Raw genomic sequence first — 12425 nt, 5'->3', positions numbered from 1 at the left:
CGTCGTCGCCGGCCGGCTTGCCGTCGCTGGCCGGGGTGTTCGCCGCCGCGCCGGCGGCCTCCGCCTGCTGGGCGTCCCGGGACGCCGGGGGTGCCCCGTCGACCGGAACACTGGTGCCCGGCGCGTCCGGAGCGGCGGTCCGCGCGTCCGGCTGGCGGGTCTCGGCGGCCCGGATCTGCGGCGACTTGTCGTCGGGGGCCTTCACGTCGGGTGCGGTGCTGTCGGTCGAACCGGCCGTCCGGGCCGCCTCGGCCACCCCGACGTTGCCGGTCGAGAAGCCCGGCTTGCCCGACTCCGGCTCCGCCTTCGCGGCGGGCTCGGGCTTCACGGCCGGCTCGGGCTTCGCGGCGGGCTTGGGCTCGGCGGGCGCGGGGGCCGGCTCGGGCTTCGCCTCCGCCTTGGCCTTCGCCTCGGCGGCGGCCTTGGCCGCAGCCGCCTCGCGGTCCGCCTCGGCCTTGCTGCGGATCGGGGTGTTCGGATCGAAGTCCGGCACCGAGATGCCGTGCTGAGCCGCCAGCCGCAGCCCACGCAGGGTCGGCTCCCCGGGTACGCCGTCGGCGACCGCGCCGTCCCGCTCGTCGGCGAAGCCGGCGAGCTGCACCGACATCTCCTTGAGCGTGCAGAGCCGGGCGCCCCGCGACGGCGCCGGACGACCCCCGCCGCGCAGCTCCTCGACCAGCCCGACGGCGGACTGCGGGTCCACGCCGTCGAAGAAGTCGTAGTTGACGGTCATCACCGGCCCGTAGTCGCACGCCGCCAGGCACTCGGCGTGCTCCAGGGTGATCTTCCCGTCGGCGGTGGTCTCGTCGTGCCCGACCCCGAGGTGCTCGGTCAGGGTGTCGTAGACCTCCTGGCCGCCCAGCACGTTGCACATCGTGTTGGTGCAGACGCTCACCAGGTAGTCACCGGTGGGCCGGCGCTTGTACATGGTGTAGAAGGTGGCCACCGCGCCGACCTGCGCCTTGTTCAGCCCGAGCACCTCGGCGCAGAACGCCACCCCGGCCGGGGAGACGTACCCCTCCTCGGACTGGACCAGGTGCAGCAGCGGCAGCAGCGCCGACCGCGACCGGTCGGCCGGGTAGCGTGCGATGATCTCCCGCGCCCGTACCCGCGTAGTTTCGGTGAAAGCACTCATCGGTCACAACCGCCCATCACGGGGTCCAGCGAAGCGCCACCGGCGATCACGTCGGCGATCAGGCCGCCCTCGGCCATCGCCGGGAGGGCCTGCAGGTTGACGAAGCTCGGCTCGCGGTAGTGCACCCGGTACGGCCGGGTGCCGCCGTCGGAGACCGCGTGCACGCCCAACTCGCCCCGGGGTGCCTCGATGCCGACGTAGACCTGGCCGGGCGGCACCCGGAAACCCTCGGTGACCAGCTTGAAGTGATGGATCAGGGACTCCATCGACTGGCCCATGATCTTGGCGACGTGCTCCAGCGAGTTGCCCATGCCGTCGACGCCGATGGCCAGCTGCGCCGGCCAGGCGATCTTGCGGTCGGCCACCATCACCGGGCCCGGCTTCAACCGGTCCAGGGCCTGCTCGACCAGCTTCAGCGACTCCCGCATCTCGGCCATCCGGACCAGGTAGCGGCCCCAGACGTCGCCGTCCGGGTGGGTCGGCACGTCGAACTCGTACGTCTCGTAGCCGCAGTACGGCATGGTCTTGCGCAGGTCCCAGGCGAGCCCGGCGGAGCGCAGCACCGGGCCGGTGACGCCCAGCGCCAGGCAGCCGGTGACGTCCAGCACCGCGACGTTCTTGGTCCGCTCCAGCCAGATCGGCTGCCCGGAGAGGAGGTCCTCGTACTCCTTGAGCTTCTTCGGCATCATCTTGAGGAACTCGCGGATCTTGACGATCGCCTCGTCCGGCACGTCCTGGGCCACCCCGCCCGGCCGGACGTACGCGTGGTTCATCCGCAGGCCGGTGATGCTCTCGAAGATGTCGAGGATGTACTCCCGCTCGCGGAAGCCGTACAGCATGATCGAGATCGCGCCCAACTCCATGCCGGTGGTGGCCAGCCAGACCAGGTGCGAGGAGATCCGGTTCAGCTCCATCATCAGCACGCGGATGGTGTTGGCGCGCTCGGTGATGTCGTCGGTGATGCCGAGCAGCTTCTCCACCGCCAGGCTGTACGCCGTCTCGTTGAAGATCGGCGCGAGGTAGTCCATCCGGGTCACGAAGGTCGAACCCTGCACCCAGTTGCGGTACTCGAGGTTCTTCTCGATGCCGGTGTGCAGGTAGCCGACGACCGAGCGGGCCTCCCGGACCGTCTCGCCCTCCAGCTCCAGGATGAGCCGGAGCACGCCGTGCGTCGACGGGTGCTGCGGACCCATGTTGACGACGATCCGGCCCTCGCTGATCGGGTCGACACCGGAGACGACCTCGTCCCAGTCCCCACCGGTGACGGTGAAGACCCGCCCCTCGGTGGTCTCCCGCTCGGTGGCGTAGTTGGACGTGCTCACAGTGCCTGCCCTCCGTTCACGGCTACGCGGTAGGCGCTCACTGGTACGACCTCCGCTTGTCCGGCGGGGGGATCTCGGCGCCCTTGTACTCGACGGGCACGCCGCCGAGCGGGTAGTCCTTGCGCTGCGGGTGACCCTCCCAGTCGTCCGGCATGAGGATGCGGGTCAGGCCCGGGTGGCCGTCGAAGACCACCCCGAACATGTCGTACGCCTCGCGCTCCTGCCAGTCCGCCGTCGGGTAGACGGCGGTGACCGACGGTACGTGCGGCTGCTCGGCGCTGACCGCCACCTCCAGCCGGACCGTCCGCCGGTACGTCATCGAGGTGAGCTGGTAGACCACGTGCAGCCGGCGCTCGTCGGCACCGAGGTAGTCCACCCCGGAGACCGAGGCGCAGAGCTCGAAGCGCAGCGCGGCGTCGTCCCGCATCACCTGGCAGACCTCGGCGATCCGCTCGGCGCGGACGTGCAGGGTCAGCTCGCCCCGGTCGACCACGACCTTCTCGATGGCGTCGGCGAAGGCCGGGTACGCCTCCTCCAGCGCGTCGCGGACCTCGTCGAAGTAACCGCCGTACGGCCGGGGCGACTCCTCGATCGGCTGCTTAGGGCGGACCAGGCCGCCGAAGCCGGAGGTGTCGCCGGAGCCCTGGATGCCGAACATGCCCCGACCGGCCGGGCTGGCCGGCGGGTAGTCGGCCGGCGCGGTGCTGCTCGTCCCGGCCGGCGTCACCGGCACCGGCACGTTCGCCGGACCACGCTTCTCGTCAGCGGCACTCATTTATTTGATCCCCCGATGCGGCTGGAGGTGGTTCTGGGCCTTCATCCAGTTCTCGATCCGCAGCTGCTCCTCGCGCCCCTCGCGGACCGCCTTGGTCCACTCGGCGCGGCGGGCCTTGTCGTTGCGGTACGACGAGGGCATCGAGCCGTACGGCACGACCGGCACGTCACCGCGGGCCTGACGGGCCTCCAGCATCTTGCGGCCGTTCGGGCCGAGCGGCTCGTGGCCGATCTTCTCGCGCAGCTTGAGCACCGCGTCGATGAGCATCTCCGGCCGGGGCGGGCAGCCCGGCAGGTACATGTCGACCGGTACGACGTGGTCGACGCCCTGCACGATGGCGTAGTTGTTGAACATGCCGCCGCTGCTGGCGCAGACGCCCATCGACAGCACCCAGCGGGGCTCGGCCATCTGGTCGTAGATCTGGCGCAGCACCGGGGCCATCTTCTGGCTGACCCGGCCGGCGACGATCATCAGGTCGGCCTGCCGGGGCGAGGCGCGGAAGACCTCCATGCCCCACCGGCCCATGTCGTAGTGCGGGCCACCGGCGGCCATCATCTCGATGGCGCAGCAGGCCAGGCCGAAGGTGGCCCCCCAGACCGACGACTTGCGGGACCAGTTGACCAGCTTCTCCACCGAGGTGAGCAGGACACCAGCGGGAAGTTTCTCCTCGATACCCATCTAGCGGTCCTCCCTCAGTCCCAGTCCAGGCCGCCGCGACGCCATTCGTAGGCGTACGCGACGAAGATCGCACCGATGAAGATGAGCATCGCCGTGAACCCGAACATCGGCAGCGCGTCGAACGAGACCGCCCACGGGTAAAGGAAGATCATCTCCACGTCGAAGACGATGAAGAGCATCGCGGTCAGGTAGAACTTGATCGGGAACCGGCTGCCGCCGACCGGCTGCGGGCTGGGCTCGATGCCACATTCGTACGCTTCGAGCTTTGCCTTGTTGAGCCGACGGGGGCCGGTGAGACGGGCGGCGGCCACGGAAAACAGCGCGAACGCCGCGGCGAGGGCAAACAGCCCGATGATGGGTGCGTAAGGCGAGAGCGACATGATTTTCTCCTGCTCGTCCTTCCCTGCCCTCGATGGTTGGCGAAATCACACTATTCACGTCCCGCTCGGCGACCGTCGCCGGGGGTCGACCTTTCGGCCCGGTGCGGGGCTGACCCGCTGGTCAGGGGCTCACACGGCGGGGGCCGCCTTCGTCATCGCATTGATGACCCGGTCCATCGCGTCCCCACCCCGGGGGTCGGTCAGGTTGGCCAGCAACTTGAGCACGAAGCGCATAAGCAGCGGGTGCGGCATGCCGTGCTTGGTGGCCAACCGCATGATCTCCGGCTTGCCGATCAGCTTCACGAAGATGCCGCCGAGCCGGTAGTAGCCGCCGAACCGGGCCTTCAGCTCCTGCGGGTACGCCAGCAGGGCGCGCTCCCGCTCGGCGCCGGCCGGCCGGGCCAGCGCCTGCACCGCGATCTCCGCAGCCAACTCGCCGGACTCCATCGCGTACGCGATGCCCTCGCCGTTGAAGGGGTTGACCATGCCGCCGGAGTCGCCGACCAGCAGGACACCCCGGCTGTAGTGCGGGACCCGGTTGAAGCCCATCGGCAGCGCCGCGCCGAGGATCGGGCCCTCGGCGTTGGCCTCGTCGGTCATCCCCCAGTCCTCGGGGGTGTTGGCCAGCCAGTCGGTGAGCAGCCGCCGGTAGTTGGTCTTACCGAAGGCCTTGGAGGAGTTGAGGATGCCCAGGCCGACGTTGACCCGGCCGTCCCCGAGGCCGAAGATCCAGCCGTACCCGGGCAGCAGGGTGTCGCTGCCCTTGGCCCGCAGCTCCAGCCAGGACTCCAGGTAGTTGTCGTCGTGCCGGGCCGGCGAGCGGTAGTAGCGGCGCACCGCCACGCCGATCGGACGGTCCTCCCGCTTGGTCATGCCGAGGGCGAGCGGGAAGCGGCCGGAGACCCCGTCGGCGGCCACCACCACGGGAGCGTGGAAGACCGCGGGTGCCTTGTCCGGGCCCACCTCGGCCTCGACCCCGATCACCCGGTCGTCGGCGTCGAGCACCGGACCCATGACGTTGACGCTGGTGCGCAGCTTGGCCCCGGCCGCGACGGCCCGCTGGGCGAGCAGATCGTCGAAGTCGAGCCGGGTCCGGACCAGGCCGTAGTTCGGGAAGCTGGCGAGGTCGGGCCAGTCGAGTTCGAGCCGTACGCCGCCGCCGATCACCCGCAGGCCACGGTTCTGCAGCCAGCCGGCCTCGGTGGAGGTGTCCACGCCCATCCGGATCAGCTGCCGCACCGCGCGGGGCGTCAACCCGTCGCCGCAGACCTTCTCCCGGGGAAACTCGGTCTTCTCCAGCAACAACACGCGTACGCCGTGTCGGGCCAGGTGGTAAGCGGTCGCCGAGCCGCCGGGGCCGGCGCCCACGACGATCACATCGGCGTCGTTCTCCACCGCGGTCATCCGCGCCTCCTCCCGCACGCTCGTGAAATGCTTCACAAGCCAGACGGGGGAAAGTCTAGGACCGGCGCGACCCGCCGATTTGGTTAGGACATCCTAAGTTCCCGAGGTGACGGCCGGTCACCGGGTTCGGCGAGCCGCAGAGACCGGCGCCCCGCGCCGGCCACGACGGTTTCTCTTCGGTTTCCGACCGATTTCCGGTGCCAGGGGTGCCGGACAATGATCATCGGCGATACCCTGGCCGACCACGGGGCCGGAGAGTCAGTGGTGACCGCCGGTGACGATGCCCGCGTCGACGTCCCGGCGGATCGCCTCGGGAAGATGCGCACGCAGACCGCCCCCGGCGGCACGGTCCAGCGCCGCCAACACCTCGGAGACCACCTGCCGGGCGTCCGCCGGATCCGCCCCGGCCAACTCCCTGAGCTGGGCCACCAACTCGGCGGCGTCGTCCTCGGTGGGCGGCTCGCCGCTCGACGGGTCTACTCCGGTCACTCCACGAGCCTAACGGGCAATATGGACAAAGTCCTCGAATGGCCCAAGAATCTCGAATGGCCCAGGAATGTCGCCAGGGTGCCCCGCAGACTCTGCACCACCGTGCGGAGCCCGAACGGTGGCAGCCGGCATCCACCGGCCGGCGTCGCCGGCCAGCAGCCCCGGGCGGCACCACCGGCCGGTGGGTGTCGGTCGGTGTCAGAGGCGGGGCACCGCGCCGGTGAAGGTGCCGGCGTCGGCCAGATACCGGGTGGAGATCCGTCCGGCCGCCAACTCCCGGCGGACCGCCGCCACCGCCGCCTCCCGCTGGGCGCGTACCTGCTCCGGGTCCCGGCACAGGGAGGCACCCTGGGCCGTCAGGGCCGCCTGGAGCCGGGGCACGTCGACCTTGCGCGGCTGCACCCCGTCGAGGGCGGCCACCGCCGCCGCCGTACCGGCCGCCTGGCCGATGCCCATCACGCCGCCCTGGGTCCGGAACGAGCCGTGCGCCTCGTGCGTGGCGGAGATGGTCCGTCCCGCGATGACCAGGCCGTCCAGCCGGCGCGGCACCAGGCAGCGGTACGGGATGTCGTACGAGTCGTCCAGGTCCCCCCAGGTGCCCACGTCGGGGTCGTCGCCGTACCCCTGCTTGCCCTTGAGGTTGTGGATGTCGATCGGGAAGTAGCCCCGGGAAACCACGTCGGCCACCTTCGTGCCCCGGACCACCTCCTCGCCGGTGAGCACGTGCTCACCCAGGATGTGCCGGCTCTCCCGGATGCCGATCTGGGTGCCGGTCGCGATGAGGCGGGCGTCGGCGAAGCCCGGCATGTGCCGGACCAGGTACTCCGACAGCGACATCACCTGGCGGCGGCCGTCCACCTCGCCCCGGGTCAGGCTGTCCGCGTCGGTGCCGTCGATGCCCTGGATCCGGGTGCTGTTGAAGTGCAGCACCCCGGGATGGGTGGTGGTCAGGAAGAGCACGCTGTCCCGGCCGAGGTACAGCTCACCACTGTCCAAACCGCGCTGGACCAGGGACTTCAACCCCTGCCCGACGAAGTGCCGCTGGGGCAGGTGGGCCGCGTAGGGCCGGACCGCCACCAGCTCCGAGGCCCACTCGAACTCCTCCGGGTGGGTGTCCATGTACTCCTTCACCGCCCGGGTGTCCACCCCGGCCATGTCGAACATCATGGTGCTGGGCTGGGCGGCCCGGTCGTCGCCGCCGCGTCCCAGCACGAACTCCGCCCCAGCCAGGGCGGCGACGTCACCGTCGCCGGTGGCGTCGACCACGACCTTGGCCCGGTACGCCAGGGTGCCGGACTTGTTGGTCACCCGGATCCCGGTGAGGGTGTCGCCGTCCACGGTCGCCCCGCTGACGAAGGAGTGGAACAGCGGGGTGACCCCGGCCTCCAGGGCGAGGGTCAGCGCCGCCCACTTGTACGTCTCCCGGTCGTAGAAGCACAGGTACGCGCCACTGCCGTGGGGGTTGGTGGTGCGCAGGTGTCCGGTGCTGCCGCCGAGCGACACCATCCGGTCCACGAACTCCTGCGGGATGCCCTGGATGACCTGCTCGTCGCCGAAGTGGAAGGGGGAGATCGGGCCGAGGGCCGCGCTGGTGGCCATGCCGCCGAGGAAGCCGTACTTCTCGACCAGGAGGGTGCGGGCTCCCTGACGGGCCGCCGCGATGGCGGCGATGAACCCCGAGGGGCCACCACCCACGACGATGACGTCGTAGCAGCGGTTCGGTTCGGGTTGGGGCGTGGGGAAGGCCACGGACTCACTTCCTGTTCTGGTTGTACTGGTTCTGGACGTCGCTCAGCCCAGCCGGGACGGCCAGCCCGTCGAAGATCATCTTCTGGGCGGACTTGACCAGGTTGGTGCTGAGTTCGCTGTAGTCCGACGGGTAGCGCGACACCTTGCCGTCGGCGGCCAGGTAGTCCCGCCACTGGAGCAGCTCGTCGGCGTTGGCGGCCGAGGTGACCGCCGGGGCGTCGTAGACGCTGCCGAGCACCGGCAGCACCCCGGCGGCGGCGAACTTCGCCTGCGACTCGCCGCTGAGGTAGTACTTCATGAAGTCCCACACCTGCTCGGGGTGCTCGGTGTTGGCTCCCATGGCGAGGGTCTGCCCGGCCACCGCGGTGGGCAGCCGGCTGCCGGCCGTCGTACCCGGGGCGGGCATGGTGACCAGGTTCTCGCCGACACCGTCGGCGGCCCGGGTGGAGGCGACCCGGAAGCTGCCCTCGATGGCCATCGCCACGGTGCCGGCCTTGACCCCGTTGACCACCTCGTCGGCGCCCATGGTGAGCACCTCCCGGCCCATCGCCCCGGCGTCGGCGAACTTCTTGATCAGCTCCAGCGCCTGCGCGCCGGCCTCGCTGGCGAAGGCCGCCTTGCCGTCGGGGCCGATGACCGTGCCACCGAGGGCGGCGGTGAACGGGTCGAACTTCTCCATGAAGTCCGCGCCGAGGGACTGCTCGGAGAGGCCGACGGCGAAGCCGGTGACCTTGTTGCCGGAGGCCTTGCGGATGGCGGCCCCGGCGGTGACCGCCTCGTCGAGGGTGGTCGGCGGGGTGATGCCGTACTTGTCCAGGAGGTCCTTGCGGTACCAGAACAGCCAGACCCGCGACTCCCAGGGCAGGGCCATCAGCTTGCCGTCGACCTTGGCGCTGTCGATCGGGAACAGGTAGTCGGAGCCGGTCTCGGCCAGCCAGTCGGTGGCGTACTCGTCGATCGGCTGGATGCTGCCGCCCTCGACGTGCTGGGCCAGCTGCGGGGTGTAGACGTTGACGATGTCGGGGCCGCCACCGGTGTTCGCCGCGCGGATCACCTCACCGTCGATCTTGGCGTAGTTCATGCTGGTGACGGTGACCCGGGCGGCGCTCTGGCTGCTGTTGAAGCCGTCGACGATCTCCTTCAGCGCCTTGCCCCGGGGGTCGGTGCCGGTCGGGTCGAGGAAGGTCCAGAGGTTGAGCTCCGCCGGCCCGTCGCCGGCGGCGTCCGAGGAACCGCAGCCGGCCAGGGCGTTGGTGCCGGCAACGGTGAGCGAGGCGACGCCGAGCATCAGCAGCCGACGCCGGTCGAGACGAATGGTCATGGTGATCTCCAGGGGGTGGTGGGGGTGGTGGGGGGGATTCAGCCCTTGCTGGCACCGGCGGAGAGACCGGCGACCAGACGACGTTCGAAGAGGACGAAGGCGATGACCATCGGCAGCAGGGTGACCATGACCGCGGCGGTCAACTGGCCCCAGACCGTGCCGTACTGGGTGAGGTAGGTGTAGAGGCCGACCGAGATCAGTCGCAGGTCCGGATCGCTGACGAAGGTGCTGGCGATCAGGTAGTCGTTCCAGACGTAGACGAAGGTGATGATCGCCGCCGCGCCCAGACCGGGCTTGGCCAGCGGCAGGACCAACCGGAAGAAGGCACCGAAGGCGCTGGTCCCGTCGACCCGGCCGGCCTCCTCGATATCCACCGGAATGGACTCGAAGAAGCCGCGCAGGATCCAGACGATTGTCGGCACCTGCCAGGCCGAGTAGATAATGATCATTACCAGGTACGTGTCGTAGAGGCCGAACCGCACCGCCAGGTAGTAGAGCGGCACCAGGATCGCGATCCCCGGCACCATCGAGGTCATCAGGATGAAGAAGAGCAGTCCGGCCTTGCCCCGGAACCGGAAGCGGGCCGCCGAGTACGCCGCCGGCACCGCGATCAGCAGGGTGACGCCGACCGTGGTGACGCTTACCAGCACGCTGCTGAGCAGGTTGAGCGGGATCTGCGAGTCGAAGAGCACCACCCGGTAGTTCTCCAGGGTGAGCGTCTCCGGGATCCAGCGCACCGGCGTGGAGAGCACTGTCGACTCCGGTTTGAGCGAGGTGCTCAGCCCCCATAGCAACGGGAAGACCGCGAACAGCGAGGCGGCGACCAGCCCCAGGTAGATGCCCGCCTGCCGGGGTGCGCTGGGTCGCTTCACCGGATCGGCCGGCCGCCGCCCGCCGGACGCGCCGGTGGCAACCGGGCCGCCGGTGGTTCCGGCCGTGCGGCCGGTCAGGGTGTCAGCCATCGTTGCTCCCCTTGAGGACCCGGATGTACGCCACGCCGAAGACGATGTTCAGCACGAAGAGCACGACGCTGTACGCGGCCCCGATGCCGATCTTGAAGAACTGGAAGGACTGGAGGAACGCCTGGAGACTCAGCACCTGGGTCCCGGAGAAGGGCCCGCCGCCGGTGAGCGTGTAGACCAGGGTGACCATGTTGAAATAGAGCAGGGTCAACATGATCACGAGGATCAGCAGGGTGGACCGGATGGTCGGCACCACGATCCGGAAGAACGACTGCCGGGGGGTGCAGCCGTCGACCCGGGACGCCTCGATCTGCTCCTGCGGCACGGTCTGCAACGCCGCCAGGCAGAGGATGGTGGCCAGGGGGTAGCTCAACCAGACGTTGACGATGATCAGCGCCGCCATCGACCCGGTCGGCGAGGCCAGTGGCTCGCTGCCGCCGAAGAGTCCCTGCAACGGGCCGTACTGGCCGTTGAGCAGCCACTTCCACAGCAGTGCGGCGACCGTCTGGGACACCACCCAGGGCAGCAGGATGACCACCCGGAACACCCGCACGTACCGGATCGGCTTGTTCAGCAGCACCGCCAGGCCAAGGCCGAGCGGCACGGCCAGCAGCAGCGAGACGATCACGTAGGCGAAGGTCCGCCCGATGTCGGCCCAGCCCTCCGGGCCCAGCACGGTGGCGAAGTTGTCCCAGCCGACGAACTCGACCATCCGCAGCCCACGGGTGCGGTACAGGCTGATCTGCAACGCGTAGCCGATCGGTACCACCGAGACCAGGGCGACCAGGACCAGCGCGGGCAGGTACAGGGCGATCCGCCCGAGCCGACGGCGGCGTACCGTCCCCCCGGCGGCCGGACCCGCCGGCGGGGTCGGCGGTCGGTCGAGCCGGGCCGGCGGCTCGACGGTGGATGTCGGACTCACCGTCGGCCGCCCCGGACCTCGGCGGCGTCGGGTCGCCGGCCCCTGCGGTACGGGGTCAGGGAGGTGGTGGCCATAGGGTTTCCTCCTGGAACCGGGCTGTGGTTAGATCTGAAATCGATTTCACGCGGGTTTCAGGAAGTTAACGACGGCCCACAATCACGTGTCAAGACCCTGCGGCGGATCCCGGCCAACCGGCTGACCAGGTCCGGAAAGGCGAGCGATGCCGAACATCTACGACGTGGCCAAGGCCGCGGAGGTCTCACCGGCCACCGTCTCGCGGGTGCTCAACGGGGCTCGGGTCTCCCCGGAACGCGTCGCCCGGGTGCTGGCCGCCTGCGCGGACCTCGGCTTCCGCCCCAACCGGGTCGCCCGGGGTCTGCGCCGCCGCAGCAGCGAGGTGCTCGCCCTGATCATCGCGGACATCGAGAACCCGTTCTTCACCGCGCTGGCCCGGGGCGTCGAGGACGTGGCCCGCAGCGGCAACCTCTCCGTGGTGCTCTGCAACGCCGACGACGACCCGCAGAAGGAAGCCGACTACCTGGAGGTGGCCGTCGCCGAGCACATGGCCGGCGTGGTCATCTCACCGGCCTCGCTCACCGAGACCGACCTCGGCGTGCTGCTCGACCGCGACGTGCCGGTGGTGGCGATCGACCGCTCCCCCGAGTCGTCGACAATCGACTCGGTAGGCGCCGCCGAGGAGGAGGGCGCGTACGAGGCCACCCGCCACCTGCTCGGCCAGGGGTACCGTCGGATCGCCTGCATCACCGGCCCCCGGGTCTCCTGGGCTGCGGTGGAACGGCTCCGGGGCTTCCTGCGGGCCTGCCGCGAGAACGACCCGCCCCGCCGCCGCCCGCTCGTGCGGTACGCCGACTTCCGGGTCCGCGGCGGCCACCAGGCCATGGTCGAGCTGCTCGACCTGCGCGACCCGCCGGACGCGGTGCTGGTCACCAACAACCTGATGGCCGCCGGCGCGCTGGAGGCGATGCACGAACGTGGCATCAGCCCGCCCGACGTCGGGCTGGTCAGCTTCGGCGACGCCTTCTGGTCCCACCTCGTCCAGCCGGCCCTGACCACCGTCCACCAACCGGCCTACGAGGTCGGCCGGGCCGCGGCGGAGTTGCTGCTCAGGCGGCGGGCTGAGCCGACCCTCGAACCACAGCGGGTGGTCCTGCCCACCCGACTGGAGGTAAGGGAAAGCTCCACCGGCCCCCGTCCCGTCGCGGTACGGCACGCACCGTCGTCCCGCCGCCCCGTCCCGCCCGCCCGGTCCGCCGGTACCGGATCATGA

11 protein-coding genes and 1 pseudogene are annotated in these 12425 nt (G+C 70.3%); 1 reads left to right on the top strand and 11 read right to left on the bottom strand.

The window, feature by feature from the left end:
* Positions 1-408: 408 nt before the first annotated feature.
* The 11 genes and pseudogenes from nuoE to GA0070617_RS02480 all read right to left on the bottom strand — a co-directional run.
* A pseudogene (nuoE, locus tag GA0070617_RS02530) lies at positions 409-1135 on the bottom strand (NADH-quinone oxidoreductase subunit NuoE); the annotation flags it as partial.
* Positions 1132-2457, bottom strand: coding sequence for an NADH-quinone oxidoreductase subunit D (locus GA0070617_RS02525; protein WP_091433444.1), 1326 nt, complete (start codon positions 2455-2457; stop codon positions 1132-1134). The pseudogene nuoE and the gene GA0070617_RS02525, both read right to left, overlap by 4 nt.
* Before the next feature lie 37 nt (positions 2458-2494).
* Positions 2495-3232, bottom strand: a complete 738-nt coding sequence (locus GA0070617_RS02520) for an NADH-quinone oxidoreductase subunit C (protein ID WP_091433442.1) — start codon at positions 3230-3232, stop codon at positions 2495-2497.
* The gene (locus GA0070617_RS02515; protein ID WP_091433440.1) at positions 3233-3910 is read right to left on the bottom strand and encodes a NuoB/complex I 20 kDa subunit family protein; all 678 of its coding nucleotides are present in this window, start codon (positions 3908-3910) and stop codon (positions 3233-3235) included.
* A 14-nt stretch (positions 3911-3924) separates the two neighbouring features.
* Positions 3925-4290 carry an NADH-quinone oxidoreductase subunit A gene (locus GA0070617_RS02510; protein WP_091433438.1) on the bottom strand — a complete coding sequence of 122 codons (366 nt, stop codon included), beginning with the start codon at positions 4288-4290 and terminating at the stop codon, positions 3925-3927.
* Positions 4291-4419: 129 nt separating this feature from the next.
* A complete protein-coding gene (locus GA0070617_RS02505) occupies positions 4420-5694 on the bottom strand; it encodes a geranylgeranyl reductase family protein (RefSeq protein ID WP_091445781.1) in 1275 nt (424 codons plus the stop codon).
* 258 nt (positions 5695-5952) lie between these two features.
* Entirely contained in the window at positions 5953-6183 is a 231-nt protein-coding gene (locus GA0070617_RS02500; protein ID WP_091433436.1) for a DUF2267 domain-containing protein, read from the bottom strand.
* A gap of 198 nt (positions 6184-6381) precedes the next feature.
* Positions 6382-7932, bottom strand: a complete 1551-nt coding sequence (locus GA0070617_RS02495) for an FAD-dependent oxidoreductase (RefSeq protein ID WP_091433433.1) — start codon at positions 7930-7932, stop codon at positions 6382-6384.
* A gap of 4 nt (positions 7933-7936) precedes the next feature.
* Entirely contained in the window at positions 7937-9253 is a 1317-nt protein-coding gene (locus GA0070617_RS02490; RefSeq protein ID WP_091433431.1) for an ABC transporter substrate-binding protein, read from the bottom strand.
* A 38-nt stretch (positions 9254-9291) separates the two neighbouring features.
* Positions 9292-10215 (bottom strand): carbohydrate ABC transporter permease, encoded by a 924-nt coding sequence (locus GA0070617_RS02485; protein ID WP_091433428.1) that lies wholly within the window; start codon positions 10213-10215, stop codon positions 9292-9294.
* A complete protein-coding gene (locus tag GA0070617_RS02480) occupies positions 10208-11137 on the bottom strand; it encodes a carbohydrate ABC transporter permease (protein ID WP_091433426.1) in 930 nt (309 codons plus the stop codon). The genes GA0070617_RS02485 and GA0070617_RS02480 overlap by 8 nt, the downstream gene beginning before the upstream one ends.
* Before the next feature lie 220 nt (positions 11138-11357).
* Between GA0070617_RS02480 and GA0070617_RS02475 the strand changes: the two genes are divergently transcribed.
* Positions 11358-12425, top strand: coding sequence for a LacI family DNA-binding transcriptional regulator (locus GA0070617_RS02475; RefSeq protein WP_091433424.1), 1068 nt, complete (start codon positions 11358-11360; stop codon positions 12423-12425).

It is taken from the genome of Micromonospora yangpuensis, assembly GCF_900091615.1.
GTDB lineage: Bacteria > Actinomycetota > Actinomycetes > Mycobacteriales > Micromonosporaceae > Micromonospora > Micromonospora yangpuensis.
This window is presented reverse-complemented; position numbering and strand designations above follow the sequence as displayed.